Below are 24,679 nucleotides of genomic sequence, written 5' to 3' on the forward strand. Positions count from 1 at the left end.
AACAGACTCCTTTTCTGATCGATCAAATGTTGTTTTGCATCCGTTTGAGAAAATCAGCCAGGACCCGCGTCTCTTCCTCGCTGAATCCCGCCAAAATCTGCTGGATAAAAATCCGTTTCTCGCTTTTGTACCCTTCAATCCGCTCGATCCCTTCGTCGGACAAGCGCACGAACGTTTCGCGGTTATCATTTGGATTTTTGTAGCGAATCACCATGCCATCCGCTTCCAGTTGCTTCAAGTGCCGTGTAATGGCCGCACCATCGATGTCGATGTGCTTTTGCAGTTGGGACTGATTGATTTCGCTTCGCTCGCACAACATTTGCAAGATCGCGAGACGAGTCGAACTGATTCCGGTACAGCGCTCGAATTTCGGGCTGATTTTATTGGTTAAACCAATGAGCAAGCTGAGAATTTGTTCTTCTTCAAACTCCTTGTATGTCATGAAAAATGCCTCCCGGGGGCTGGTAAATCGATACGGATCATGCGTGTGGATGAGCAAATTCAGCAGCATGCAGTTAGTGGCTGACAATTACTTGACCCATCAATCATTGATACCTCAATTAATATACCATCATGCACTCGCCATTGCAACTTTTAGCCTGGCGCAAATATGCTTCGCGTTGTTTTTTGGCATTGCCTAACGCAAAAACCCCGCCGAAGCGAGGTCGATTGAGAGTTCTGACAAGCTTTTCTTTTATGCGGGACGCAGCCGCATGTTTGTCTATCTCGGTTGAAAAACATCCTGATTCCACGTCTTTAACACTTAGTTTCAAATGGCCATTTCCCTGTTATGGATGTCCAATACTTCCAGCTTCACCGTACCGCCAAGATGGCGGGAGACGAGATCAGACAATTCTTTTAGCGCTCTATGAAACTCATCGCTTCTCGTTTCATCGACTAATTCCATACAGAGGAAAGCATTTTTCGTCTTTTCGGTTAGCATCGTCCGCTGCGCCTCGCGCCAAACCAAAATGACCGGATTACTGCTCAATTCCTCCAACTTGAGGAATTGCTGCGCTTCTTTCCCTGCTTCCTGTAGCAGCTTCTCGTAAACTTCAACGTTTTTGATAGAGTTATCAATCCCCTGACAAATAACGACGCCTATTTTGGCCTGGGGAAATAGCGACCAAAAGTCATCTTCCGCGATAAATCTAGGCATCCTTGATCTCTCCCTTTCATTTTTGGCAGAAACGTCATTTGTTGCGTCACAACACGATCATGCTCTTATGTTTTGGCAGGACTGGCAAAGGCGGAAATGATCCCTAGAACCATATAAAAATAGCCGGTTATCCGCTTCACTAACCTGGAACTCGCTGTTCTGCCCACAATCCGCTTGCGAATACTTGCTGCGAGAACCGCATACAGCCCATCGCTAATCAAAGCCAGGATCAAAAATATCGCTCCCAAAAGCAAAAACTGTACGGTAACGGAGCCAGCAGAAGGTGAGATGAACTGCGGAAAGAAGGCTAGAAAAAAGAGCGCTGTCTTCGGATTCATGACTTCCACGATGGCGGATTCGCAAAAAATCTTCCCTAACTGTTTGCGAGGGGCTTTTGGTATCTCTGCGTCTGTTCGATCCGCTTTGGAAAACAAAGTCTTGCACCCGAGATAGACCAGATAGGCAACTCCCACGTATTTCACGATATGAAAGGCTGTTGCTGACGTCATCAGGATCGCAGAAACTCCGATTGCTCCCGCGATCACATGGACAGAACCACCAAAAGATACACCGAGAACCGATACCAAGCCCGCTTTTTTGCCTTGATCTATACTTCTTGCCATAATGTAGAACACAGCAGGTCCAGGTATGATTAACAAGGTAGCGGCAGCAATTACAAACAGCCAAACCGTTGAAAATTCCATGACTTGCAACTCCTTGCTGTATGTTTGTACACGATCTGCTTGGGCTTGCGTAAAGCACTTTCAGGCCAATTATTTAAATAACTCTTTCCGTTGCTCACGCAGCCATTCAGCAACGAGATTTTCCTCTTGATCATTTGACTTTTCAAGCTCTCCCACAATCGATTTGTAATCGGTGTTGTTGCGATTTTGACTCATTTTGGCTGCCCCTTGAATGTCGGTGTGTGGTCCTTGGAAAATCAGCAAGACATCACGATTGTTTTTCAACGTTTTTTTCTGCGTATTGCCGTATGCGATGTGCCCCGTGGCATAAATTTTCCCTTCCTCTTCGCGAATCTCCACCGGAATGTGCGTAGCCAACGGGCGCTGTTGCTCCACCGTAATCAGCAAGGCAAACGGGGAAGTCTTCATCATTTGAACCGCCTCATCATGATTCATGCGATATTGCTTCGGAGTGTACACCATGCTCATCCTTTCTGTATGCAAAATAACTGCCCGATGAGCAAACAATAAAATACAAACTGACATAAAAAAAGATACAATACGGAGTAAATGTACATGTCAGAAGGGATATAGATGAAAAATACCATTTTTACCTTCCAGGATCACTCTCCTAAATACAAACAAATCTACGAAAAATTTAAAGCATTTATTGAGCAAGGCGACATAAAGGCGGGTGAGCCTTTGCCCTCCATCCGCCAGCTTGCCGATTCTTTGCATGTCAGCCGCAATACGACCTTGCTGGCTTATGAACAGCTTGTTGCCGAAGGGTATGTACGTAGCGAAGGTCGAAAAGGGTATTTTGTCAATGAGCTAGAGCCCCTTTTATTTCAAGCAACTCACAGCACGCCTCATCACAGGCAAGCAGAGCCGATACCAGCTGCTCGCATTGATTTCCGCGCAGATGTCGTCGATCAGACGCACTTCCCTGTAAAAGCGTGGAGAAGAATTTCGAATCAAATCTTAACGGCAAAAGACACCTATCGCTACGGAGAACCTTTTGGCGAACGGTGTTTGCGCGAACAAATCGCAGCTTACTTGCTCCAGTCTCGCGGGGTACGCACAGATCCGAATGCCGTTATCATCGGAAGCAGTACCCAACAAATGCTGCTGTATTTAAGTCTTGTCCTGAAACGTGATTTCTCAAGCATCATTGTGGAAGACCCTGGCTATGATGGCGCTCGGGAAGCTTTTCAATTAAATCGTTTTACGCTGGAAACGTTACCCGTTTATGAGACAGGCGCTGATTTTTCCCAATTGGCACATACGAAATCAAAATTAATTTATGTGGCTCCGTCCCACCACAGTCCATACGGAGTAAGCATGACCATTCAACAAAGGCATGCGCTGATCCATTGGGCAAACAAGCGGCAAGGGTACATTATTGAAGATGATTACGATAGTGAATTTCGCTATACCCAACAGCCATTCCCCGCTCTCGCTTCCATCGATTCCGCGAGAGTTGTTTACCTTGGCAATTTTTCCAAGTGCTTTCTGCCAGGCATACGTTTAAGTTACATGGTGTTGCCGCAGCCACTGCTAGACAGCTATAAAAAGCACTTCGCACATTTCGAGAGCACGACGTCGCTGCTGAGCCAGTTCGCTATGGCAAAATTTATGGAAGAAGGCGAATGGAATCGCCACATTAAACGAATGCGGCTTGTTTATAAGCGCAAAATGCAGCACTTCGTTTCTGAATTACGGAATCATTTCCAGCACAACATCACTGTCATTGGCGAGCAGTCTGGCTTGTACGTCTTGGTCAAAGTGCACTTGGAGCGTTCAGAGGAATGGCTCATTCAGCAAGCTTCCCTTCTGGGAGTGAAAGTCTATCCTACTTCCCTCTATTTTTTGAAAAACAAGACCGCAGAGCCTATCATTAGACTTGGGTTCAGCAACTTGTCATGCGATGAAGTCAAGCTTGGCGTGGAGTTGTTAAAACGGGCTTGGTTATAGCACAAATCACTGGGGTGCCATTTTTGCAAACGCCCTCCTTTGCCCCGTGACACCATCGGTCATTCGAATTGTTGATGAAAACGCAAGTGACCCGCAGGAGGAGCACTTTTTGCTAGCGCTGCCTCTTCCGGGTCACCTTTTTAAGTTCAAGTTTTCGTACGCTACTGGTAATGCCGTGAACGAATGTCTGGTAGCGCAGCTTCGTTAAGCGTTTTTTCTGGTTTTGATCCTGTTATTGCTGCTGGTTCTGGCAAAATGTCATTTCGCTTCTCCCGCGATATCTCCCAACCTTATGTGCCGAGCTTGCTATTTTTTGCTCGATGTTTCATTTTTGCGCTCAATCAGTTGCAATACTTTTGGCTCAATCGCTTTCAGCATCTGTTCTTTGGAATGGCTGCCTGCTTTGCTGTTCTCCCCTTGCATTTGCACCTCAACCTGCGTTGTTGCAATGACATCTATTACTTGTTGCTTGGAGATATTTTTAGCGGCTGCGATCTCCACAACCGATTTCCCTTTTGCCAGTTCCTGTTTTAAGTCGGCTGCGCTCATTTTTAGCAAAGACAACAGCTTTTCATCATTGAAAAAAGCATCGGCAGTATAATCAGGCTGGCCGTTCATCGTGAAAAAGCCTTCTACTTTCGCGGCGGAAGGTGTCGTTTCCCCTCCAATTAGCGACGCGCTGATCGTATTGCCCTGAACAAATACTTGGTAGAACGGGGTTTTCGCTCCCTTTTTGCTGTAATTGAGCATAAGCGTTTTTTGCTCCGCGTTCTCCATTTGCTCCATAGCAAACTCGTACTCGCTGATGTTGCCGTACATTTTATTCAGCAGCTCGTCTACTTTCGCCTTGATTTCCTGCTCGGTGGAAGCAATCAGCGGCTTTTCCTCAGATCCCCCGTCATTTTCCTGGATGATGTGTTCAATCGTACCCGTACGGCTGTTTGTATGAAGAGTAAACTTTTTGCCGCTCCCGCTTTTGTCCTGCAAAGTGATGCTTGTTTGGACACCTTGAACGTTGCTGGCGTCGATAATCGCAAACGATTTTGTCTCTGGAAAAGCACGATACAGCTTTTCAAGTGTTGCCTTGCCGACTTCATCTACTTGGACTTGTTCGGCAGTCATCGGTGTTCGGGTCAAAATTTCAATCAAGGCTGGGGCTGCAAATGCTGCCGTTGGAATCAAAATCGCTGCGGCTGCGATACCGCTTATCAATCGTTTTTTCATAGTTATTCCGCTCCTTTTTTGTTGCAAATAGTGAGAATAGGATTGTTCGATTCGTCTGGAAATGGCCGGCGGGCACTCCATCGTTTCTGCTTTTTGCTCGAGATGTTCACGAATTTTGCGTTCCATAAGCATTGAGCTGTTCCATCCTTTCCGGGGGGAGATTCCGTACGTATTTTCGCAGCGCCTCAAGACCCGCATGGTATCTGGACTTGACTGTACCCGGCGGAATTTGCAGCAAGACCGCGATTTCCTCCAGCGTATAGTCGTGAAAAAAGCGGAGGATAATCACCGTTCGCTGTTTGTCCGTCAGCTTTTGGATGGCCTGCTCTATCATTTGATTCGTTCCATCCATCAGCACAGTCGGTTGGTCCCAGTGATTCTCGTCCCGAAAGAAAACGCGGACGCGCTCAAAAATTCGGAATCTCCGCCAGCGTTTGACCCGAAATCGCTGTACTTGGCGGACGACCAAGCCATGCAGCCAAAAGTGGAAAGGCCGGTTCGTATCGTAGTTCGCGAGCGAGGTCCACATTTGCATGTAAATCTCGTTCATGACATCTTCCCGATCTTGCGGATGATCCACGAGAAAGGAGACTGTCCGGTACACATCCTGATAAGTTGCGTCATAAAACGCATGAAACGCCTGTCGATTCCCTTCTTTCATTTTCGCGAGCAATTCGTACATGTATTCCCTTTGCATTCAGAGGGCCCTCCTGAGTAAGCAGCTTACACCCTATATTGTCTCGTTTGCCCAAAAAGGTTCGGTCCGTTTGGCATTTTGCAAAAGAAAAGCGTCAGTTGCTATCCGGTTACGTTCCTATCGCCTCATGCATCCTGGCTCATCGCCGCTTCCATGCGAACCACGCGCTTGGCAGCGGCAAAATAAAAAGCGCCAGATCACACCTTTTGTGTTGGTGCGAATCTGACGCCCTCCCGTTTCGCGTATTAGACGAATGCTTGCATGATGCCTTGCTTACGATGCCATCTGGCTGGCAAGCGTTCGCTATTCCTTTTTCCCGATCAGCAATTCCACTTCTGCGATTTCCTTCGGGATCTGCGCTGAGAGCACCTCATAGCCATCTGCGGTGACTAGCACATCATCTTCAATCCGAATGCCAATCGCTTCTTCCTCTATGTACAGGCCAGGTTCAATCGTGATCACCATACCAGGCTGCATGACAGCACTGTAGTCCGAAACATCGTGCGTATCCAGCCCAAGGTGATGCGACACGGCATGGTAGTAGTATTTGGACAGTTCGCTGCTGTCTTGGATAAGACCGAGACGCAACAGGCCATCCGCCAATACTTGTTTCGTGACCTCGTTTAGTTGTTGAAGCGTGACACCCGGTTTCACGGCTTCGATAGTCTTGATTTCGGCTTCGAGCACGAGTTGATAAATCGCTTTTTGACGTTCTGTAAAGCGGCCATTCACGGGAAATGTACGCGAAATATCAGCCGCATAGTAGTTCGATGCCGCACCAAGGTCGAGCAGGACCAGGTCACCATCTTCCGCTCGCTGATTATTCGCCTCATAGTGCAAAACAGTAGCATTGATGCCGCTCGCAATAATCGGCAAATACGGCAGCTCGCGCACCCCGTTCGACTTCAACGCAAAATCATAGTGCGCCTCCAGCTCATATTCCATGATCCCAGGACGTGAATGCGCCCACATACGCCGGATGGCTTCATCTGTGATCGCAATCGCACGCTTGATTTCTTCGATCTCTGCCGGACTCTTTACCATGCGCAGTTCTTTCAGCCACGGGCCTGCATCCTGCATTTGCAAAGTCTTGTATTTCTTTTGCGCGTCTTCAGCAAAAGCCTCTGCAAGGGTCTGCTCATCGCTCCACTGGTAACGATACAAGTCAAGATAGAGCGAGCACTGACCTTCGCAACGCCGCACAAAAGTCGCAAAAGCCTCCAGCCACTCATCGAGATAGTCGAAGTGTTCGATACCAGACAGCTCTTTTGCCTCTTGATCCGCCAAGACGGCGCCTGTCCATTTCGCTTCCAGTTCATTTGGGCGCTGGAGAAATAACGTTTCGCTCACAATGCCCGCGCGTTTCGTGATCATGAGAATGAGGTTGCTGCGCCCGATGCCGGTGAGATAGTAGAAGTTGCGGTTCGGTGAAAACGGGTATTTATCGTCTTGGCTGCGCGTCTTGGCAACCCCAGAGAATAGGACCAGTACGCTATGCTCAGGCATTTTTTCCGCGAGTTTTTGACGGCGATTGACGAACTCTTTTGAATCCATGGTTGTTGTCATTTGTTTCCCTCTTTTCGCTTGTTCGCTTGTGAGTTTCTGCATGGTCTGATTTAGTTGTGTAAAAGGGCTCTTGATCAATTATCAATATTTTAGGATATTTTTAGCATTTGGGAAACGAATTTTGCAATAAAGCTTTTTTGAGGTGCCAACCTGTTACCTCATCCGTGCTTCCAGTCGTGGATGCCTGTGCGGAACATGCTTTCGGTTTTCAATCCGTCCCTCGCAAAAGCACCTTTGGAATAAGCCGAATGTATACTAGCTCCCCGATAAGTTCTACAACCGTTTGCGTTACGATGACAGCAGACACCACCCCGTTTAATGGTTCTGGTAGCGCCAGTGCAAAGGGAAGAACGACAAGCGAGTTACGAGTTGCTGCGCTAAAAATAAGGGCCCGCCCCGCTCCGGTATCTAAACGGAACAGACGAGAAACGATACGAGCAACAATCGGCGTAATGACCATATATGCTGCATAGACGGGAACCACTTGGACAATAGACTCAAAAGAGGTATATAGTTTAGCGATTTGTGATGCAACGACAACAAAAAGAGTCAGAGCCATAAAAGGTACTGGAAGCCATGCAGTCGCATCAAGGAAACGTTCTCCCTTTGGCTGCCGCCGTGCCCACCATTGTGTAAGCAGAGCAAGTAACAGCGGAGCAACGATAAGTCCTAAAAATGCTTCAAAAAAAGGCCCGACACTCACGATTTCAGCCGCTGTCTTGCCCATAAACAGCCATAGGTAAACAGGCAATAAGAGCATTTGGGTGACAAAAAGGATGGGAGTTGAAACCAAAACAAGCTTTTCGTTCCCGCGCCCAAGATGTGTAAAAACGATCACGTAGTCAATGCAGGGCGTGAGCAAAACAAGAAGCACACCTAGCAGGATCGCTGGATCGGCTGAAAGAAACAGGGTTAACCCCCACACCAGAACAGGTACGGCTATGTAATTCGTAATAAGTAGTGCATAGATGAACTTTCGATTTGTTAACGCCGCTTTTAAACGAAAAAAAGGAATTTGCGCAAACATGCCATACATTAAAATGGCGAGTACAATCGAAATCATCTGATCGAAACTTTTGCTCGATTCCGGCCACAACAAGCCAAATCCGGCAGCAATCATTAATACAGCAGCATATAGCCATATTTGATGCTTTTCTAATTGCTCTCTTGCAATCACTTCTCGCACTGCCCCTTTCTAACACGCCCCCGTATTGTTTATCTTCTGCAAACATTCATCATAGCGGCGCTGACCGTTTTTTCGCTCAGGCGCTGGCAGCAATCCAACAGATTCATAATAACGAAGTGTCGATGCGCTCAATTCTGCTTTTGCAGCCAATTGACCAATGCTAAGCCCTGACATAACGGCCATCCTTGACTTAAAGTGAACTTTACGTTTTATGATTCCATTATATCTCGTTAAGGCAAAGGATGTAGACAAAATGAGCAAAGAATGGAGCACAAAAAACCCCTCGCACCATGAGGCACAAGGGGTTTCCCCGTCACCAAGTCAAGGTGACGGGATTGTAGCTGCTTGCTTCAATGCATGAAAAGTATGCATCAGAGCACGATTGCCCAAATTTCGAATAGGCCAAAGTCGATTAAAGGTGGATTCAACCAAATGGCGTACTGTTCTGATGCCAACTCTTCTCAGTGCATTTATAGCTCGTGTAGAAAGGCGACCAGTGTCATACTCAAAGATCGTTTCGATAGGCTGATCTAAAGGTAGTACGATATCCTTTAATAAATTGATGATTGGCTCATCAGGTGAATCTGCAGCAACATGATACAGACTCTCTTTCTTCCGAATGTCCTCGATCAGTTGCAAGGTTGCTTCTGATTGCTCACGAAGTATAGCCCATGTGTCGTCAATTGGTGCAGCGACGATTTTACCGCTCTTGCATAGTTCTCTGATCGTGTCATTGTTAAGCTCCCAGGCTTCGGATGCCTCGTTAACACCCATAATATAAACCAGCTTTTTTTTCATTAAATAGCCCCGCCTTGTTCATTTTACTCTAGTTTACTATGTCCGGCAGGGTAAGGCTATGAACGGACAGACATGGTAGCATCTATCGATATCCACTGCCAGTCCTCATCGTTTACCAGCTTGATCCGGCCAGTACAAATCAACTGGCTGCAAACACGTTATCTTTTCTAGAGACACGCGTCTCTTTCACTCATAGTGCCCCCCGATCTTGCGCGCGCGTTCTTTCGCCTGACCAGCCTCCGTGACAGAGGCTGCCCGCAAAATCGCGTCCGTACCAAACCGCGTACGAATCTCATCGATCGTCCGGGCGAGCGAACGGCGTTTGTGGTTGTCTGTGAACAAATTCAGCTGCACGGCATGATCGGAAACGAGTTGTTCCAGGTTGATCCCGATACTGCAAACAACCGGCAGGCTGCCTCATACAGCTCCATGGCATCATTCGTCGCTTCCGCCAGCTTCATCTGTCGGCCAAAGCCTTCTCCTGCCGACAAGTTCGCCCCCTAAAAAAGAACATTTGTTCTCATTCGAACAACTGGGAAACTTGCAAATAAAAAACGCCCGGTTTCCCGAGTGGCGATAGCCTGACTTGTACGATTTCCCCCCGACATGGTAGCCCATTTCAATTTCCGGCAAGCACCGGACGATCTGCCAGTCATCCACGATGTAGTGAGCGCTGGCTTCTGTCGTCGGCTTGTTGAAGTAGTTCCGGTTTGCTACCGCATCGGCGCCTTTTTTCTCGTTGGCTGTCCAGTGGATGACCAGTCCTTTCGGGACCATCTTTGTACCTGGTCTGGCCGTTGGGTTCGTGAGTAGCATTTCTGTGATTTGCATGTTATTTCCCTTCCCCTCTCCCTTTTAGTACCTCTACTGCTCGCTTAATCAATTCCGGAACGGGCAGGCCAATGCGTCCCGTCCCGCGTTCTCGATAATGCTTAGCAGCTCATTTGCCAGGTAAAAAAAGATCGTCGCGTCGCGGATGAAATTTTGGTCACCAAGCGACATGTCGATCAGATGGGCAATCGCGACCATGCAAAAAATGAACAACTTCCGCGCAATGCCGATCATACCGACCTTGCTTTTTAACTTTCCTTCCATTCCGGCTGCAATCAAGCCAGTGACAAAATCAAAAATGACGAATGCGAGTAGCACACTGAGCAATGCTGACCAGCCGCCAAAAAGAAAAGAGGCTGCTGCGCCTCCGATAGCAATTCCTGCTTTGATAAAGTTGTCCATTCGCTCTTCTTCCTCTCTCCCCTCGGTGCAGTAAAAATTGCCCCGGTCGGCTCGGGGCTGGCTCATGGTCTAGTTGATAAAAAATACCCCCGGGATTTCCCGAGGGCCATTGATGGAAGCAAAGATATTAATTAAACTTAAAAACCCAAGAGTGTGTGCGGGTGACGCCAGTGATGTCAGTGTAATCAAATGATACCGTTGTTTCCCCTACTCCAACCTTATCTACGATCAACGATACATTCATCGCACCATGTTGGATTCTAGGGTTTCCTACAGCAGGATCACTGCTTCTTGCGTTCGAAAATGTAACCGTACCAGGGCCATTCGCTTGATCCAGGAAGATTGCACTGAGATTGTGATTGTATGGTAATTCCTGTGGACCAAATGCTGCTCCATCTTCAAACATTGTTCCAAGATTAAATATTGGTGTGCTATTCTCGACTTATTCCCTTCTCTTTACGAGGGTTTTCGTTCGAGCCTACACCGTGCAGGCGACTTTCATCGCACACGGCGTTCCATCAACGGATAAGAAAGAAAATTCACAATGGGCGTTTTTATCGTACACCAATTATGTCTGCATTGACACAAATTGTTTTCGACAAATATATAGGGAGCCACATTAGCCGCCCCCATAAAAAACACCCCTTTCAACGAATGGAGCATTACACCAAAGGCTTACCTTCAGTGCCTAGCCCCAATGCTTCCGGGTCTTCTTTTACGGCTGGTTTCAAGCCAACCGACACACTGTTGTATATGCGGCGGCCAGCGACGATCAGAGCAACGTAGATCGCTACCAAAATGTCCTCACCTCCCCCCCAAAGATACGAACCAGATGCCAAGATTAATTAGCGCTGATTTCAGCATCAAGCATCGCCTGCACTTCCTCTCGAAGATGCGCGGGAACTTGTTCCATCTCCCGCCTGCCTGCCTTGATCAAACTGTAGTAAATTGCTGCCACTATGCCGTCCCTCCTGGCATCTGCTCTTTCAACATCAGCAACTCTTCATACAGTTGAGCGGTTGCCTCCATGATTGTGAGCTTGTCATTTTTTTCGGCGACCAGCTCTGCCTCCAGCCTGACAATCTTTTGTTCCGGCGTTTCCTGCTGCTTTTTGCGAATTTCCGTGATGGACTCTTGATTGCTGAACTTCATCAGTCAAAAGCACCTCCGTATCCATAGACGTGGACGCGTTGCGTGGCATCAGTCCATCCTGACTGATCCCGTCCTGACCCGGCCAATCCACCCCAACGCAATGCCTGTAAGTCCAGACACAACTGTAATAACTATGATCATGCCGTCAAAATTCATGTTCCTATCCCCCCCTCATCCGGGAACAAAAATTTCCCCGATCTGTTCGGGACTGGCTCTCGGTCTTGTTGTCATGTAAAGCTACGCGACTCTTTGCAGCAGGCTTGACCGTGCCAAATCAGCAGGCGAAACCTTGCCGATATCGCCGCTCCTCAGCCTGATGCCCGCTGCCGCAAACATCTTGTCCACCGTCCCGATGTGCGCCTGGATAAATTCGGTCATTGTAGCAACCTGCGCCGCTGTCAGCTCGCCGCGATATCGGTACACGTCACATTGCCACGGTGGATAATTATTGTGGTGCCGCTGCAATGGAAACCGCCAATCCATCTCCGCAATGTGCATGTCATCCAGCACGATAGCAAGGTGACTGTATGGTGAGTCAGTAAACCACTGTATAGCCCCCGCCAAAGGCGAGCGACCAGATACAAAAAGAAGGTCCAAGCGCTTCAAGTCCATGCGCTCGACCTCCTACCAGTTGACAGATTTCACTTGTTTTTTGTTTCAGCAGCTTCGACCTGAGCTTTCAGGTCCAGTACCTAGCGATTTGCTCCTGCTTATGCTGCCCTGCCTCCAGCACCACCTCAATGAACTGTTCCCGCGTCAGGCTGACGATGCCCGCGTCTTCCGTTTTCCATTGCGTCTCGGCAAGATCAGGTTTCAACAGAAATAGCGTGCTCTGCTGGTTGAAGTTTGCCTGGTCTTCCTCGTTGAAACAGAACTGGCGTCCGGTCGACGCAGAGGTAAAGCCTGTGTAAATCGCCTTGAAGCACTCCCGGTTCGGCCCTTCACGAGAAAATTTGAAGACCATATGCAGAAGATTTATGAGTGATTTGTGGGTGCGCTTGTGGGTGAGGCGATTTTTACACCCGCCCCCACCAAAACAAAAAACCCCTCGCACCATGAGGCACAAGGGGTTTGGACTTCTTAATAAGCAGCCATGTACTGCTCGCGCTCCCAGTCGTGAACGCGTGTGCGGAACATGTCCCACTCGATTTCTTTTGCTTCGATGAAGTGCATCAGTGCATGCTCGCCCAGCGCTTCGCAGATCACTGGATCGGCTTTCAGGCACTCGATTGCTTCTTTCAATGTTGCTGGCAAGTTTTCGATGCCGTTTGCTTCGCGATCTTGCTCAGTCATCACGTAGATGTTGCGATCGATGGCTGGCGGCACAGTCACTTTGTTTTTGATACCATCCAAGCCTGCTTTCAGCATGACAGCCAAAGCGAGGTATGGGTTTGTTGCCGGGTCTGGGCTGCGCACCTCGATGCGAGTTCCCATGCCGCGGGAGGCAGGGATACGGATCAAAGGAGAGCGGTTCTTCGCGGACCATGCCACGTAGCAAGGCGCTTCATAGCCAGGCACCAGACGTTTGTAGGAGTTCACCAACGGGTTGGTGATCGCTGTGAAACCGCGAGCATGCTGCAAAATACCTGCGAGGTAATGCTTCGCTGTTTGGCTCAAGCCCATTTCGTCTGTCTCGTCATAAAAAGCATTTTCATTGCCACGGAACAAGGATTGGTTCGCGTGCATACCGGAACCGGCTACGCCGTACAGCGGTTTTGGCATGAATGTCGCATGCAAGCCGTGTTTTTGCGCAATCGTTTTGACAACCAGCTTGAACGTCAGGATTTGGTCAGCTGCTTGCAAAGCATTTGCGTATTTGAAATCGATCTCGTGTTGACCTGGAGCCACTTCGTGGTGAGAAGCTTCGATTTCAAAGCCCATTTTTTCCAGCGTCAAAACGATATCGCGACGGCAGTTTTCGCCGAGGTCGAGTGGAGCAAAGTCAAAATAGCCACCCTGATCGTTCAGGTCAAGCGTAGGTTCGCCTTTGTCGTTGAGCTTGAACAGGAAGAACTCAGGTTCTGGTCCCACGTTAAACGCGGAGAAGCCCATTTCTTCTGCTTCTTTCAGCGCGCGTTTCAAAATGTAGCGAGGGTCACCCTCGAATGGAGAGCCATCTGGCATATAGATGTCACAGATCAGACGTGCAACTTTCCCATGCTCGTTACCCCACGGGAATACAACCCAAGTATCCAAATCCGGTACCAGGTACATATCCGATTCCTCAATACGAACAAAACCTTCGATAGAAGAACCGTCAAACATCATTTTGTTGTCCAATGCTTTCGGCAGTTGGGAAGAAGGAATCTCCACGTTTTTGATAATCCCCAGCAGGTCGGTAAACTGCAGACGGATGTATCTCACGTCCTCTTCTTGGGCCAATCGCATAATGTCTTCTCTTGTGTACTTGCTCACATTTCTCTCCTCCTGTCTCTCTCACAACTTTATATCAGTGGAAGAAGCGGGAAAGCTCTCCACGAATCAATGCGTCCTCGCCTGGGCGGGCTGCATTGCGATACATGATTTGTTGCCTTAGCAGCTGATGCAGTTCCTTGTCAGACATGTCCTTGCGCTTCACTTCGGACGTTGTAGAAATTTCCGTCGGTTCCATGACAGGCTCTTGCAATTTCAACACTTGCTTGATCCCTGCAATGTTGAGCCCTTTTTCAATCAGTTCCTTGATCTCCAACAGTCGGTCTACATCATTGAAGGAGAAAAGCCGCTGCTTTCCTTCCGTGCGAGCCGGTTGAATCAGGTCATTTTGCTCATAGTAGCGTATCTGTCTCGCAGTGAGATCAGTCAGCTTCATGACGATCCCAATTGGAAAGAGGGCCATATTCCGGCGAAGGTCATCACTCATGACTTGTCCCTCCTCTATCGTTTTCCTTATGCTTTATTTTATGCAAAAGCACAAACACTGTCAACGGATGTTAGAAAATATTACGCAAGAAAGTTACCTCTTTTGAAAAAATCCACGTTATCCCCGTATGGAACCCACGACATGCCTGTCTCAATGGTTGTTTTTCGCATTACCGTCCGCGCACAGTCGAATAGCAAAAAGACGGCTTCTCCCTTCACGAGAGAATGCCGTCTTTCCTTTGTAAAAAGCGTTTACGCCTCAGGCAATTCGAGCAATCCTTTGTCCAGCAAGCCGTTTAACGCCGTCAAAATCCCTACTTTGACATGCGAGTACGTCAAACCGCCTTGCACAAAGCCCAAGTATGGCGGGCGAATCGGACCGTCTGCGGAAAACTCGATGCTCGCTCCTTGAATGAACGTTCCCGCCGCCATGATAACCGGGTCTGCATACCCCGGCATTTCGCTCGGGTACGGCGTGACGTGCGAATCGACGGGAGCTGCTTTTTGAATCCCTTGGCAAAAAGTAATCAGCCGTTCCGCACTGCCAAAAGCGACAGACTGAATGAGGTCCGTGCGTGGTTCATGCCAGAGCGGATTGGTCTGAAAGCCGAGTCGTTCCAGCAGCGCCGAGGAGAACACCGCGCCTTTCAGCGCTTCTCCCACGACGTGTGGCGCCAGGAAAAAGCCTTGAAACATTTCCAACAGCGAGTACAGCGAAGCTCCACCCTCTGCGCCAATCCCTGGTGCTGCCATCCGGAACGAAGCGAGACGCACAAGGTCTTCCCGCCCGACGATGTATCCGCCAGTCTTGACCAGACCGCCGCCCGGGTTTTTGATGAGCGAACCAGCCATAATATCGGCGCCGACATGCAGCGGCTCCAGCTCTTCCGTAAATTCACCGTAGCAGTTGTCCACGAACACGATCAGCGCCGGATTAATTTCCTTGACCATGCGGATCATCTCGCGGATTTTGGCGATCGTAAAGGACGGACGATCCGCATAACCGCGCGAGCGCTGGATGCCAATCACTTTTGTCTTGGGCGTAATCGCCTGCGCCACCGCGACAAAATCGATTTCGCCCTCCGGTGTCAAAGGCACATAGCTGTACCCGATCCCGTATTCTTTCAGCGAACCTTGGCCTTCGCCGCGCACACCTACGACCTCTTCCAACGTGTCATACGGCTTGCCCGTGATGTAGAGCAAATCGTCGCCAGGACGCAAAATCCCAAACAGCGAAATGGCAATCGCATGTGTTCCGGAAATGATGTGCGGTCTAACCAGCGCCGCCTCTCCGCCAAAAACGTCTGCGTAGATCGATTCCAGCGTAGCCCGGCCGGAGTCGTCGTATCCGTATCCGGTCGATGGCGAAAAGTGAAATTCGTTTACCTCATGCTTTTGAAAAGAGCGCAGCACCTTCAATTGATTGGTGTCCACCAGCGCGGAAATTTGACGATGTCTTTCGGAGATCATCGCTTCTACCTCCAGGACGAGAGGACGAAGCTTTTCCCCGTGAGAAAAATATTGAAACATAGGTGATCTTACCAACTCTCTTCAACAGTCTCTGGTTTATCCAGGAGAAAAGGAGCAATCCGCCCATAGATCGGATGGTCCCGGTTCACGCGTACAGTGACCAGGTATGACTCCTCTTCTTCATTAAATTGCTGTTCCATTTCAACCCCTTCACGATGCAAAAGGGACAAAATATCTCCGCGCTCCACCGGAACACGCAGCTTCAGTTCATGGAAGGAAGCGAGCGCAAAGGCTTCCAGTCTCGCCAGCAGCTTTTGCTGATCCTCCTTGCGCATGGCCGAAATGAGGATTGAATCCTCCGCATGCGGCAAGTAAGACCGTTCTGTCAAAAGGTCCGCTTTGTTGAATACGACGAGTTGCGGAATTTCTTCCGCTTTCAACTCGCGCAAAATTTTATCGACAACCTCCATGTGCACCTGAAAATCAGGATGGTGGCTATCGACCACATGCAAAATCAAATCTGCTTCCTTTACCCCTTCCAACGTAGAGCGGAACGCAGCGACCAAGCTCGTCGGCAAGTCCTGAATGAATCCAACGGTATCTGTCAGGAGCACTTCCAGGCCGCTTGGCAACTCCAGCTGTCTTGTCGTCGGGTCCAATGTGGCAAACAGCTTATCTTCTTGCAGCGTATTGGCTTGCGTCAATTGATTGAGAATGGTCGATTTCCCCGCATTTGTATATCCGACCAGCGCAATCTGGAACACTTTGTTTTTCTTGCGGCGCTCCCGATGCAGCTGTCTCGTGCGGACGGTGTCTTCCAACTGCTGTTTCAGCTCGCTGATCCGTTTGCGGATATGGCGTCGGTCGCTTTCCAGCTTGGTTTCACCGGGACCGCGCGTACCGATTCCCCCGCCAAGCCGGGAAAGCTGTTTACCCTGTCCGGCGAGACGTGGCAACAAATAGTTGTACTGGGCAAGCTCGACTTGAATTTTCCCTTCGCGGGACTGCGCCCGTCCAGCAAATATATCCAGAATGAGCTGCGTCCGGTCGATGACCTTGCAATCGAATATCCTGTCGAGATTGCGCGTCTGACTCGGCGACAGCTCGTCGTTGAAAATGACCACATCAATGTCCAGCTCATGGGCCTTTTCGGCAATTTCATCAATTTTGCCCGTCCCGAGATACCAGGCCGAGTCGATTCGATCCCGGTTCTGCGTCACGACATCGAGCACCTCAACGCCAGCAGTGGCAGCCAACTCATGCAATTCTTCCATGGAGAGACGTGTTCGCTCTGCATCGCGGTTATCCAAAAAGCAACCGACCAAGATCGCCGTTTCTTTCGTTTTGATCAGATCGTTCACCGATTCACGCCCTTTCTTCTCTTATCATACCACATTTTGCCCATTTCGTTACGGGTGTGATGTGTGGTATGGACCGCCTTGTTTCCATTAGCAAATTTTCAATTACCACTTGAGGCTTCCCCTTTATATTCAAGCCATTGTATCCAAGTAGGGTGGCGAGAGTCAGTCAAACATGAGATCGTAATTAGCATCCTCGACAACATGATCATAGTTGATCCAGCTCATCTCTTCTAATTGCAAGACGCTTTTAAAGGTATTTACAATCTGAAATATATTGCTGCCAGAACGTACTTCTGAAGGCGTCAAAGTAGCGTTTAGTGTCTCTAGTTGTTCATGTGTAAAACCAAAAACGGCGAAGCTGCCGATATTGGCTTCGGCAAATGATTGCAAGATCAGCTCATCGAAATTGTTTTTTATTTCCTCTCTCAGTTCGTCGCCTGCCTGATTGTATACAATCTCAATCAGATCTCCCTCAGGGTATCTCTCCTGAGCCATTTCCCAAAGCAATCCTTCCTCTAATTCGTAGTTTATTCGCAGGCTGGCAATGATTTTTCCATGATCGTATATGCGATAACCCCAACCATGATCTTCCTCATGGTCAAAATACATGACTGGATATTCATGAGACATGTCCATTATTCCAGCGTCGTTATCACCCTCTGTCAAATAAACGATCCATTTATGATTCAGTTCCTTCATAACAGATCTGCTTTGCGCGTATTTTGCAACTTTCCCCATATGGATGCGCTCCATTAAAAAGCCGGATGTAAACTCGCTCACAAACGATCAGCTCCTCGATTTGAATATTTTACAATACAAGGTAAATTTGCATAATACTCTCTACATTTTTCATCGGAAAAAGCAAACCACTTTGAACAGCATCTCAGTGACACCCTTCAAAAATTCCATAATATGTAAATTAACACCTTCATTTTTGAAAAATAGGCAGCTTTTATCGGCTCCCTGAGTATACTTTTTGTATGATGGTCAAGGCAGGTGACACGGGTGAAGCAAGCAGGAGCGAGTTCAGCAGCAGATGTACATGAATCGTCCAGCAGTTCCAATCGTATTCAGGTCGTTTTCAACCGACCGTTGCGTATTAAACAACCGAATACTTTGGCTGAAATTGTTCGTGCTTCAGCAAGTGCCAATTTGGCTTCTGTCTTTGATGAGTTGGAAAACCTGATTGGCTTGCATGAAGCCAAAAAGACGATTTACGAAATTTATGCGCTCATCAAAATGAATAAAGAACGGGAAAAGCATGGACTGAAAATCGAAAAGCAAGTATTCCACATGGTGTTCAAAGGAAATCCTGGCACAGGAAAAACAACGATCGCCCGACTGTTCGGCAAAATCTTTAAAGAAATGGGGGTATTGTCAAAAGGCCACTTGATTGAGGTCGAGCGCGCAGATCTTGTGGGGGAATTTATCGGGCATACGGCCCAGAAAACAAGAGATTTGGTCAAAAAAGCGCTTGGCGGCATCTTGTTCATCGATGAAGCTTATTCGTTGGCGCGCGGCGGCGAAAAAGATTTTGGAAAAGAAGCCATCGACTGCCTGACGAAATCACTTGAAGATTACGGCAATGAGTTTGTTTGTATCATCGCCGGGTACAACGAGGAGATGGACTCTTTTCTTGAACTCAATCCAGGAATGCCCTCCCGCTTTCCGGTTCATATCAAGTTTACTGACTACGATGCAGATGAATTAATGGAAATTGCTCATCTAATGTCAAAGAACAAGGAATACGAACTGAGCAAGGACGCCAGTGAGAAATTGAGACGGCGAGTAACGGCAGCTCTTAACGATCCTTTCGTCGAGAACTTCAGCAATGCGCGGTTTGTTCGAAATAACATCGAAAAAGCAATCCGGGTGCAAGCTGTGCGCTTGTTGAAGGTGTATGAGCCAACGAAAGAAGATTTACTGACGCTAAAATCCGAGGATTTCACCATATAGGGCTGCCGCGTCTCCCCATCCATACAATGAAATCCCTCTCAAGAAGGAGGGATTTTTTCGTTGCCAGCATTCTTTTCTAAGCTTTATTTTTCAAGCCGAACCTACTCACCACTGGAGCGAAAAGGCACACCCCGAGCAATGCCCCCGAGATGAACGGAACGACATGCTGCAGCGGATACAAGACAGGCGAAACGCCTTTGACAAAAAGCGCATCCCAACAAGCTACAACCATGCCCATGGCCGCTACGCCGATCCAAAACAGCCCTTTCACATGCGCTGCCGCCTGCTCGACTTGGATACTTCTCTCCCTCCGCTCACGCCCGCAACGCCAGATGACGTACACAATGGCCAGTCCGCCCAACAGCGTGCTCCCGTGCTGGAGCAGCTTGTAGACGGGAACCTCCCAAGCAGCAAGCGAAATGCGTTGTTGCAGCAAGGCAAATCGTTCCACCATGCTTCCCCGGTCATGGGTAAAAGAATCCCAGAGGACGTGACTGAAGCTTCCCAGCAAAGCGGAATAAGCGAAAATCACAAACGATAAAAAGAAGCTTCGCCCTCGCCCGCGATTCGCCTGGTCCCAGCCCTTGTCGCCAGCCAAGCCCTTTGCCACCCACAGGGGCACAACCGCCAGCAAGCCTTTCTCCACGACAAACCGATACAGCAAATAAAGCAGCATGACGAGCGGCAAGTCAAAGGTAAACAGTCCGAGTGTCGTATGGCTGTAGACGCTGTAAGGCGCCAACCGCAAAAAATACTCAAAGTCCGGAGCCATGCTGCCAAGCACAAGCGCCGGGAACGATACCCAGGCAAACTTTCTTAGCGGCAGCACAATCGCCGGATGCGAAAAAGTAAATGGCATGAAATCACTCGCTTTGTTTATTTGGGGAGCAGGACGGCAACAACTTGTTTGCCGCTCACTTGAATCCCTTTATCTTGTTTTCCGCAATGCGCCAGCTCTTTGACCAGCCCCTCGACAAGCTTTTTCGCTTCCTGGCTCTCTTTTTTCTCCAGGCGCACGGTCAATTGCACGGCGTCGCCTGCCGCCAATATTTTTTCGGCTTGTCGCTTTTTCGTCTCGTAATCGTGATCTTCGATAAAAGCGCTCAGGCGCAGCTCTTTTACTTTCATGCCTTTTTCTGCCTTGCGCTGCTTGGCCTTTTCGCGATTGAGCTGTTCTTTATGATTCGTGCGGTTTACGAGTTGGCACGGAGGCGGACTTGTCGCCAGCGAGAGGCACACCAGGTCGACGCCTTGCTCTTTTGCCATTTGCAACGCGACTTTGGTAGCGACAATCCCGAGGTCTTCTCCGTCCACTCCAGTGAGGCTGACTTCTGCCGCTTTTATTTGTTCGTTCACAATCATCTTTGCTCACCCTGTCCTTTCATTTCCAAATAACTTACATTCTACAGCTTGCTGCTCCTCTCCTTCCTTTTGTTCGCAACATTCTTGGTCAACCTCATGACGAGCGCGCTTTGTTTTTGTATAATAGATCAGTATTGACAGTGGATTGAGAATCATTTACATTTACATTCTGTTAGCCAGCTAACAAACGGGGGTACTCTGGTGGAATTTGATTATTCTACTGCTTTGACGCATGCAATGGGCCATGTGATGAAGCTTCACAAGAAGAACGTTGAATACTTGATTCAAAACTATGACGTCTATCCGGGACAGCCCATCCTCCTCATGCGTCTTGCCCACACAGACGGCTTGATTCAGAAAGAGCTGGCCAGACGAATCCAGGTCAAACCGGCTACTCTTACCGTCATGATCAATCGCATGGAAAAATGCGGTCTGGTCGAACGTCGTGCTGACGAACGCGACCAGCGAATCTCGCGGGTTTTTCTCACAGACAAAGGTCGTTTGGCGACAAAAGCTGTCAAGGAAGCACTGCGCGTTCTTGAACTAAAATGCTTTGAAGATTTTACTGATGAAGAAAAAATCGTTCTGCAAGGCATGCTGGATAGAATGCACGGCAACTTGATGACCTTTTATATGGAAAACACCCAACCATCTGAAGAAGCCAAAGAGTAGCGGGGGCGTTTGCTTTTCATTCCACAACAGAAAGGTTGGAACATCCCTTTGAACCATGTAGCAAAAGAACTGGACTCATCGGCGCTTGCCGAAAACAAGACGCGCCGCCTGTGGATCGCCACCATTTTAGGCTCGCTTTCGGCGTTTGGCCCTTTGTCGCTGGACATGTATTTGCCTGCTTTGCCGCTTCTGGCTGACGATCTTTCCACCAGTACGTCGATGGCGCAGCTCAGTTTGACCGCCTGCCTCATTGGACTGTCTGTTGGTCAGCTTTTCGCGGGACCGATCAGCGACGTACGCGGACGCAGAATGCCGCTTTTGATCGGACTTATTTTATACGCCTTGTCTTCTTTTTTGTGCGCGGTTGCTCCTTCGATCTATACGTTCATCTTCCTCCGTTTTGTGCAGGGACTTGCTGGCTCTGCCGGGATCGTCATCGCTCGCGCTACTGTACGCGATTTGTATTCGGGCACAGAGCTGACGAAGTTTTTTGCCCTGCTGATGCTGATTAACGGGATTGCGCCGATTGCCGCGCCTATCGTCGGCGGTCAGCTGCTGGAGTTCACCTCCTGGCACGGCGTGTTTGTCGCACTTGGTCTGATCGGTGCCGTCATGCTGCTCGTCGTCCTGCTCGGATTGCCGGAGACGTTGCCTGTCAATCGCCGTTCCAAAGCCGGAATCGGCAATACGCTCGCCACTTTTGGCGGGCTGGTGAAAGATCGGGTTTTCATGGGCTACGCCTTGTCGCAAGGTCTGGTCACGGCCGCGATGTTCGCTTATATCGCCGGATCGCCCTTTGTGTTCCAGAAAATTTTTGGTGTCTCTCCGCAAGGCTTCAGCATGATTTTCGCCATGAATGGGGTAGGAATTATCATCGCCAGCCAAATTACCGGACGACTTGCCGGAAAAGTCAAAGAGACAAAACTGTTTGTCACTGGCATTTTGCTGGCTGGGCTTGGCGGAATCACGCTGCTCGCCATGATCTTGCTTGACGCTGGGCTGGTTGCCGTGCTCGTGCCTTTGTTCTTCGTCGTTTCCAGCGTCGGTATCGTCGGGGCGACAGGCTTCTCGCTCGCCATGCAAAATCAGAGCAAAGCAGCAGGCAGTGCGTCTGCCTTGCAAGGTCTGCTCTCCTTCATCAGCGGCGGTATTGTCGCTCCGCTGGTCGGAATCGGAGGGGAAGGCACTGCTGTGCCGATGGGCATTGTCATGGCGCTTGCCACCATCGGCTCGATTGTCTGCTATCTGTTCATGATTCGTCGAAAAGCCGCGTAACTTTTCAGATGCGGCGTAGACGCAACAAAACGAGGATTCGCGTATGCGGCCTCGTTTTTTTTTTGACACTATTGCGAACGTATGTTCTTTTGTGGTATCATTTGCTTATGGATGACATTGGAAGCCAGAATACCTGTCTGCTCTCCTGTCGTCAGCCATGCCTAGACCACTATTCGAAGGAGCTGATTCCTCCATGTCTTTGCGTCTGATCCCTTATCTTGTCCTGAACGGAAATGCAAGCGAAGCCATCTCGTTTTACGAAAAAGTGTTGGGTGCGCAAGTGCTTTACAAGCAGACGTTTGGCGAAATGCCGGAAGACCCTGAGTACCCGCTCCCGCCAGAAGCCAAAAATCTTGTGGGTCATGCTACACTGCAAATTGGCGACAGCGAATTGATGTTTTCTGACGCGTTTCCTGGACAACCTTATCAGTTAGGCGATCAAGTGACCATTTGCATTTCGTTGGAGGATAAAGCCGAGGCAGAACGCATTTTCGCAGCGCTTCAAGAGGACGGGCAGGTACATCTGCCTTTGCAGGAAACATTCTTCAGCCCTGCCTACGGCAACGTGCGCGACAAGTTCGGTATCACCTTCCAGATTTTCACTAAAGGCGAACAATAATCATCTAAGACCGTTCTGTTTCTTTGTCTGTAGATCATGACATGCCAGCCGTCAGAGCGAGTCGAAACGCGAGAATAACGTGTTTCGGCTCGCTCTCGTTTGTTTGCAATCCATACAGCTTTGCATTCCCTCCACTAGACCCACGCCTATTTCTTTTTCTCCTGATGATAGCCACGTTCTCCATACGGCTGAAGCTTGTCGAGCCATTTTTGTTCCAGTTTCTCCAGCTCATCCTTTTCATCAAAATATCCGTCTTCCTTCTTTTTCAAAACCTCCAACACTTCCGCAACGAACGCCTCTTCTCCGTACTCATCCCACTCGCTTTGCAGTTGCTTGTTCATATGCGAGCCGAGTTTGAGCGTGAACAGTTTTCCGTTCATCGTTTTAAGATTGCGGGTACTGCAAATCCACACTTTTTGATTAAGGGTGTTTTTGATTTGATACACGCCCGCCTCTGTCTTCGCTTCCTTAAACGTCTGTTTCAGTTCGTCTTTGCGATTCATCTTGGTTTCTCCTCACTTTTCACGAGCTACACCTGACCTGCAGCCTGTAATAGTCTTCCATCCGTTTTTCTGCCTGTATACTTTCCTCAAGCTCCCTCTCTTCCAAAGAGGGGCGCGGATGGCTCGATAAAAAAACAAACAAATTAATATTAAGTTTATATAATAATAAACATAAAAACGAAATGTTTGTCAATCATAACAAAAAAGTATTGCTTCTCGCGAAAAACTCAGATAGACTTTGCAGTAATTTCGAAAAGGAAAGAGGAAAAGAACATGAAAATCTCCGCTACGTCCGAACACAAGCCTGTCGTGGTATCAGAAAACTACGATCGAGTGGACGGCCGTCATGCCAGAAACACGGATGTCCAAGCGCTCTCGCTCGGCTTGACTCGGGAAAGTGACCATAAAAAAGCCGCTATCACAGCCAAGGTGTGGAAAAGCGCGGGAGAAAACGGGGCAAGTCAACCGGAGGAACTCCCGCTCCATCGCGTTCTTGATCTGTCGCTGCTGCTTTGCCGGTCGTTGGCTCATTTTCACGATGCATACAGATATGAGCATTTTTACGATCCGCAAAAGCCCGTTATCGACAGGATTGCCCTGCAAGGCGATGCGTTGAACGTCGCAATCTGCACAGACAACGAAAGTCTCCATGAAGACATCAAGCAGTTCAGCCAAATTTTAAGCGACGACGGGGAACTGATCGGCGAGCGTCTGCGCTCATTGGCAAAAGTTTTAAGAGACATGGGCTATTAGCTTTGTTTAGCCGCAGTTACCCCTGTTTTCATCGGAAGGCTGGTCAACGGGACATTCGTACCCGGCTAGTCGAAGACACGTTTTCCCTCGAAGAAGCGGTACACGCCGCGAGTGAAGCATGGATGATCGGCGATGCCACTTGCCTGCTCCCGCTTGTCGCTGTTGAAAAAAGGCACA

At 48.8% G+C, this 24,679-nt stretch carries 32 protein-coding genes and 1 pseudogene; 6 read left to right on the top strand and 27 right to left on the bottom strand.

Going from position 1 to position 24,679, the window contains the following annotated elements:
• Window positions 1-22: 22 nt before the first annotated feature.
• From HP435_RS16200 to HP435_RS16215, 4 genes are all read right to left on the bottom strand, one after another.
• Entirely contained in the window at window positions 23-442 is a 420-nt protein-coding gene (locus tag HP435_RS16200) for a MarR family winged helix-turn-helix transcriptional regulator (protein WP_122965352.1), read from the bottom strand.
• Between the two features lie 327 nt (window positions 443-769).
• Entirely contained in the window at window positions 770-1,159 is a 390-nt protein-coding gene (locus HP435_RS16205) for a hypothetical protein (RefSeq protein WP_173596536.1), read from the bottom strand.
• A 65-nt stretch (window positions 1,160-1,224) separates the two neighbouring features.
• Window positions 1,225-1,863, bottom strand: a complete 639-nt coding sequence (locus HP435_RS16210) for a LysE family translocator (protein ID WP_173596535.1) — start codon at window positions 1,861-1,863, stop codon at window positions 1,225-1,227.
• 69 nt (window positions 1,864-1,932) lie between these two features.
• A complete protein-coding gene (locus HP435_RS16215; RefSeq protein WP_338076096.1) occupies window positions 1,933-2,388 on the bottom strand; it encodes an FMN-binding negative transcriptional regulator in 456 nt (151 codons plus the stop codon).
• A gap of 48 nt (window positions 2,389-2,436) precedes the next feature.
• Here HP435_RS16215 and HP435_RS16220 point away from each other — a divergent pair, with 48 nt between their 5' ends.
• Window positions 2,437-3,816 (top strand): MocR-like pyridoxine biosynthesis transcription factor PdxR, encoded by a 1,380-nt coding sequence (locus HP435_RS16220; RefSeq protein WP_173598845.1) that lies wholly within the window; start codon window positions 2,437-2,439, stop codon window positions 3,814-3,816.
• A gap of 306 nt (window positions 3,817-4,122) precedes the next feature.
• Here HP435_RS16220 and HP435_RS16225 read toward each other — a convergent pair whose 3' ends face one another.
• The 20 genes and pseudogenes from HP435_RS16225 to HP435_RS16305 all read right to left on the bottom strand — a co-directional run bounded on the left by HP435_RS16225 (window position 4,123) and on the right by HP435_RS16305 (window position 18,142).
• Window positions 4,123-5,172 carry a hypothetical protein gene (locus HP435_RS16225; RefSeq protein ID WP_173598846.1) on the bottom strand — a complete coding sequence of 350 codons (1,050 nt, stop codon included), beginning with the start codon at window positions 5,170-5,172 and terminating at the stop codon, window positions 4,123-4,125.
• Complete coding sequence (locus HP435_RS16230) at window positions 5,147-5,737, bottom strand: sigma-70 family RNA polymerase sigma factor (protein ID WP_122965348.1); 591 nt, start codon at window positions 5,735-5,737, stop codon at window positions 5,147-5,149. Before HP435_RS16230 ends, HP435_RS16225 begins: the two co-directional genes overlap by 26 nt.
• A gap of 303 nt (window positions 5,738-6,040) precedes the next feature.
• A complete protein-coding gene (locus HP435_RS16235; protein WP_370641106.1) occupies window positions 6,041-7,291 on the bottom strand; it encodes an aminopeptidase P family protein in 1,251 nt (416 codons plus the stop codon).
• A gap of 220 nt (window positions 7,292-7,511) precedes the next feature.
• A complete protein-coding gene (locus HP435_RS16240) occupies window positions 7,512-8,480 on the bottom strand; it encodes an arsenic resistance protein (protein ID WP_173598848.1) in 969 nt (322 codons plus the stop codon).
• Window positions 8,481-8,498: 18 nt separating this feature from the next.
• A complete protein-coding gene (locus HP435_RS16245; RefSeq protein WP_340965192.1) occupies window positions 8,499-8,672 on the bottom strand; it encodes a MerR family DNA-binding transcriptional regulator in 174 nt (57 codons plus the stop codon).
• Window positions 8,673-8,810: 138 nt separating this feature from the next.
• Window positions 8,811-9,287: a DNA-directed RNA polymerase subunit alpha C-terminal domain-containing protein gene (locus tag HP435_RS16250; protein WP_173598849.1), complete on the bottom strand. Its 477-nt coding sequence runs from the start codon at window positions 9,285-9,287 to the stop codon at window positions 8,811-8,813.
• A 186-nt stretch (window positions 9,288-9,473) separates the two neighbouring features.
• A complete protein-coding gene (locus tag HP435_RS29285; protein ID WP_370641077.1) occupies window positions 9,474-9,641 on the bottom strand; it encodes a hypothetical protein in 168 nt (55 codons plus the stop codon).
• Window positions 9,632-9,748, bottom strand: a complete 117-nt coding sequence (locus HP435_RS29290) for a hypothetical protein (protein WP_370641078.1) — start codon at window positions 9,746-9,748, stop codon at window positions 9,632-9,634. The genes HP435_RS29285 and HP435_RS29290 overlap by 10 nt, the downstream gene beginning before the upstream one ends.
• On the bottom strand, window positions 9,723-10,118 hold the full coding sequence (locus HP435_RS16260; RefSeq protein WP_173598850.1) for an N-acetylmuramoyl-L-alanine amidase: 396 nt from the start codon (window positions 10,116-10,118) through the stop codon (window positions 9,723-9,725). Before HP435_RS16260 ends, HP435_RS29290 begins: the two co-directional genes overlap by 26 nt.
• 1 nt (window position 10,119) lies before the next feature.
• A pseudogene (locus tag HP435_RS16265) lies at window positions 10,120-10,520 on the bottom strand (holin family protein).
• A 662-nt stretch (window positions 10,521-11,182) separates the two neighbouring features.
• Complete coding sequence (locus HP435_RS29095) at window positions 11,183-11,317, bottom strand: CD1375 family protein (protein WP_254223122.1); 135 nt, start codon at window positions 11,315-11,317, stop codon at window positions 11,183-11,185.
• 44 nt (window positions 11,318-11,361) lie between these two features.
• Complete coding sequence (locus tag HP435_RS29100; protein ID WP_255679063.1) at window positions 11,362-11,478, bottom strand: CD1375 family protein; 117 nt, start codon at window positions 11,476-11,478, stop codon at window positions 11,362-11,364.
• Window positions 11,478-11,672, bottom strand: a complete 195-nt coding sequence (locus tag HP435_RS16270; protein WP_173598852.1) for a hypothetical protein — start codon at window positions 11,670-11,672, stop codon at window positions 11,478-11,480. Before HP435_RS16270 ends, HP435_RS29100 begins: the two co-directional genes overlap by 1 nt.
• Window positions 11,673-11,909: 237 nt before the next feature.
• Window positions 11,910-12,284, bottom strand: coding sequence for a C40 family peptidase (locus HP435_RS16275; RefSeq protein ID WP_173598853.1), 375 nt, complete (start codon window positions 12,282-12,284; stop codon window positions 11,910-11,912).
• A gap of 67 nt (window positions 12,285-12,351) precedes the next feature.
• Window positions 12,352-12,636, bottom strand: coding sequence for a DUF4376 domain-containing protein (locus tag HP435_RS16280; protein WP_229049697.1), 285 nt, complete (start codon window positions 12,634-12,636; stop codon window positions 12,352-12,354).
• A gap of 116 nt (window positions 12,637-12,752) precedes the next feature.
• On the bottom strand, window positions 12,753-14,087 hold the full coding sequence (gene glnA, locus HP435_RS16285; RefSeq protein ID WP_122965289.1) for a type I glutamate--ammonia ligase: 1,335 nt from the start codon (window positions 14,085-14,087) through the stop codon (window positions 12,753-12,755).
• 34 nt (window positions 14,088-14,121) lie between these two features.
• Window positions 14,122-14,532, bottom strand: coding sequence for a MerR family transcriptional regulator (locus HP435_RS16290; protein WP_063230129.1), 411 nt, complete (start codon window positions 14,530-14,532; stop codon window positions 14,122-14,124).
• 251 nt (window positions 14,533-14,783) lie between these two features.
• On the bottom strand, window positions 14,784-16,061 hold the full coding sequence (locus HP435_RS16295) for a methionine gamma-lyase family protein (protein ID WP_122965287.1): 1,278 nt from the start codon (window positions 16,059-16,061) through the stop codon (window positions 14,784-14,786).
• An 8-nt stretch (window positions 16,062-16,069) separates the two neighbouring features.
• Complete coding sequence (gene hflX, locus HP435_RS16300) at window positions 16,070-17,362, bottom strand: GTPase HflX (RefSeq protein WP_122965286.1); 1,293 nt, start codon at window positions 17,360-17,362, stop codon at window positions 16,070-16,072.
• A gap of 162 nt (window positions 17,363-17,524) precedes the next feature.
• Window positions 17,525-18,142, bottom strand: a complete 618-nt coding sequence (locus HP435_RS16305) for a hypothetical protein (RefSeq protein WP_173598854.1) — start codon at window positions 18,140-18,142, stop codon at window positions 17,525-17,527.
• A 225-nt stretch (window positions 18,143-18,367) separates the two neighbouring features.
• On the opposite strand from HP435_RS16305, the gene HP435_RS16310 reads away from it, so the two are divergent.
• On the top strand, window positions 18,368-19,318 hold the full coding sequence (locus tag HP435_RS16310) for an AAA family ATPase (protein ID WP_173598855.1): 951 nt from the start codon (window positions 18,368-18,370) through the stop codon (window positions 19,316-19,318).
• A 76-nt stretch (window positions 19,319-19,394) separates the two neighbouring features.
• Here the strand turns inward: HP435_RS16310 and HP435_RS16315 are convergent, their stop codons facing one another.
• Both HP435_RS16315 and infC read right to left on the bottom strand, forming a co-directional pair.
• Window positions 19,395-20,177, bottom strand: coding sequence for a DUF4184 family protein (locus HP435_RS16315; protein ID WP_173598856.1), 783 nt, complete (start codon window positions 20,175-20,177; stop codon window positions 19,395-19,397).
• 17 nt (window positions 20,178-20,194) lie between these two features.
• The gene (gene infC / locus HP435_RS16320) at window positions 20,195-20,680 is read right to left on the bottom strand and encodes a translation initiation factor IF-3 (RefSeq protein ID WP_063227528.1); all 486 of its coding nucleotides are present in this window, start codon (window positions 20,678-20,680) and stop codon (window positions 20,195-20,197) included.
• Between the two features lie 201 nt (window positions 20,681-20,881).
• Between infC and HP435_RS16325 the strand changes: the two genes are divergently transcribed.
• The 3 genes from HP435_RS16325 to HP435_RS16335 all read left to right on the top strand — a co-directional run bounded on the left by HP435_RS16325 (window position 20,882) and on the right by HP435_RS16335 (window position 23,246).
• Window positions 20,882-21,352: a MarR family winged helix-turn-helix transcriptional regulator gene (locus tag HP435_RS16325; RefSeq protein ID WP_063227529.1), complete on the top strand. Its 471-nt coding sequence runs from the start codon at window positions 20,882-20,884 to the stop codon at window positions 21,350-21,352.
• Between the two features lie 48 nt (window positions 21,353-21,400).
• Window positions 21,401-22,627 carry a multidrug effflux MFS transporter gene (locus HP435_RS16330; protein WP_122965483.1) on the top strand — a complete coding sequence of 409 codons (1,227 nt, stop codon included), beginning with the start codon at window positions 21,401-21,403 and terminating at the stop codon, window positions 22,625-22,627.
• Between the two features lie 193 nt (window positions 22,628-22,820).
• A complete protein-coding gene (locus tag HP435_RS16335) occupies window positions 22,821-23,246 on the top strand; it encodes a VOC family protein (RefSeq protein ID WP_122965281.1) in 426 nt (141 codons plus the stop codon).
• A 146-nt stretch (window positions 23,247-23,392) separates the two neighbouring features.
• On the opposite strand, the gene HP435_RS16340 is transcribed toward HP435_RS16335, so the two are convergent.
• Window positions 23,393-23,749 (bottom strand): GIY-YIG nuclease family protein, encoded by a 357-nt coding sequence (locus tag HP435_RS16340; protein ID WP_173596516.1) that lies wholly within the window; start codon window positions 23,747-23,749, stop codon window positions 23,393-23,395.
• 273 nt (window positions 23,750-24,022) lie between these two features.
• On the opposite strand from HP435_RS16340, the gene HP435_RS16345 reads away from it, so the two are divergent.
• Entirely contained in the window at window positions 24,023-24,502 is a 480-nt protein-coding gene (locus tag HP435_RS16345) for a DUF6530 family protein (RefSeq protein WP_122965279.1), read from the top strand.
• Window positions 24,503-24,679: the final 177 nt, after the last annotated feature.

Origin of the sequence: Brevibacillus sp. HD3.3A (genome assembly GCF_013284375.2) — a bacterium.
Classification (GTDB): Bacteria; Bacillota; Bacilli; order Brevibacillales; family Brevibacillaceae; genus Brevibacillus; species Brevibacillus parabrevis.

Excerpts from the sequence above, each read along its gene's own strand:
- HP435_RS16200 (WP_122965352.1), bottom strand. The coding sequence starts at position 442 with ATGACATACAAGGAGTTTGAAGAAGAACAAATTCTCAGCTTGCTCATT.
- HP435_RS16205 (WP_173596536.1), bottom strand. The coding sequence starts at position 1,159 with ATGCCTAGATTTATCGCGGAAGATGACTTTTGGTCGCTATTTCCCCAG.
- HP435_RS16210 (WP_173596535.1), bottom strand. The coding sequence starts at position 1,863 with ATGGAATTTTCAACGGTTTGGCTGTTTGTAATTGCTGCCGCTACCTTG.
- HP435_RS16215 (WP_338076096.1), bottom strand. The coding sequence starts at position 2,388 with ATGTCAGTTTGTATTTTATTGTTTGCTCATCGGGCAGTTATTTTGCAT.
- HP435_RS16220 (WP_173598845.1), top strand. The coding sequence starts at position 2,437 with ATGAAAAATACCATTTTTACCTTCCAGGATCACTCTCCTAAATACAAA.
- HP435_RS16225 (WP_173598846.1), bottom strand. The coding sequence starts at position 5,172 with ATGCTTATGGAACGCAAAATTCGTGAACATCTCGAGCAAAAAGCAGAA.
- HP435_RS16230 (WP_122965348.1), bottom strand. The coding sequence starts at position 5,737 with ATGCAAAGGGAATACATGTACGAATTGCTCGCGAAAATGAAAGAAGGG.
- HP435_RS16235 (WP_370641106.1), bottom strand. The coding sequence starts at position 7,291 with ATGGATTCAAAAGAGTTCGTCAATCGCCGTCAAAAACTCGCGGAAAAA.
- HP435_RS16245 (WP_340965192.1), bottom strand. The coding sequence starts at position 8,672 with ATGGCCGTTATGTCAGGGCTTAGCATTGGTCAATTGGCTGCAAAAGCA.
- HP435_RS16250 (WP_173598849.1), bottom strand. The coding sequence starts at position 9,287 with ATGAAAAAAAAGCTGGTTTATATTATGGGTGTTAACGAGGCATCCGAA.
- HP435_RS29290 (WP_370641078.1), bottom strand. The coding sequence starts at position 9,748 with ATGAAGCTGGCGGAAGCGACGAATGATGCCATGGAGCTGTATGAGGCA.
- HP435_RS16260 (WP_173598850.1), bottom strand. The coding sequence starts at position 10,118 with ATGCAAATCACAGAAATGCTACTCACGAACCCAACGGCCAGACCAGGT.
- HP435_RS16270 (WP_173598852.1), bottom strand. The coding sequence starts at position 11,672 with ATGAAGTTCAGCAATCAAGAGTCCATCACGGAAATTCGCAAAAAGCAG.
- HP435_RS16275 (WP_173598853.1), bottom strand. The coding sequence starts at position 12,284 with ATGGACTTGAAGCGCTTGGACCTTCTTTTTGTATCTGGTCGCTCGCCT.
- HP435_RS16280 (WP_229049697.1), bottom strand. The coding sequence starts at position 12,636 with ATGGTCTTCAAATTTTCTCGTGAAGGGCCGAACCGGGAGTGCTTCAAG.
- HP435_RS16290 (WP_063230129.1), bottom strand. The coding sequence starts at position 14,532 with ATGAGTGATGACCTTCGCCGGAATATGGCCCTCTTTCCAATTGGGATC.
- HP435_RS16295 (WP_122965287.1), bottom strand. The coding sequence starts at position 16,061 with ATGTTTCAATATTTTTCTCACGGGGAAAAGCTTCGTCCTCTCGTCCTG.
- HP435_RS16315 (WP_173598856.1), bottom strand. The coding sequence starts at position 20,177 with ATGCCATTTACTTTTTCGCATCCGGCGATTGTGCTGCCGCTAAGAAAG.
- infC (WP_063227528.1), bottom strand. The coding sequence starts at position 20,680 with ATGATTGTGAACGAACAAATAAAAGCGGCAGAAGTCAGCCTCACTGGA.
- HP435_RS16335 (WP_122965281.1), top strand. The coding sequence starts at position 22,821 with ATGTCTTTGCGTCTGATCCCTTATCTTGTCCTGAACGGAAATGCAAGC.
- HP435_RS16340 (WP_173596516.1), bottom strand. The coding sequence starts at position 23,749 with ATGAATCGCAAAGACGAACTGAAACAGACGTTTAAGGAAGCGAAGACA.
- HP435_RS16345 (WP_122965279.1), top strand. The coding sequence starts at position 24,023 with ATGAAAATCTCCGCTACGTCCGAACACAAGCCTGTCGTGGTATCAGAA.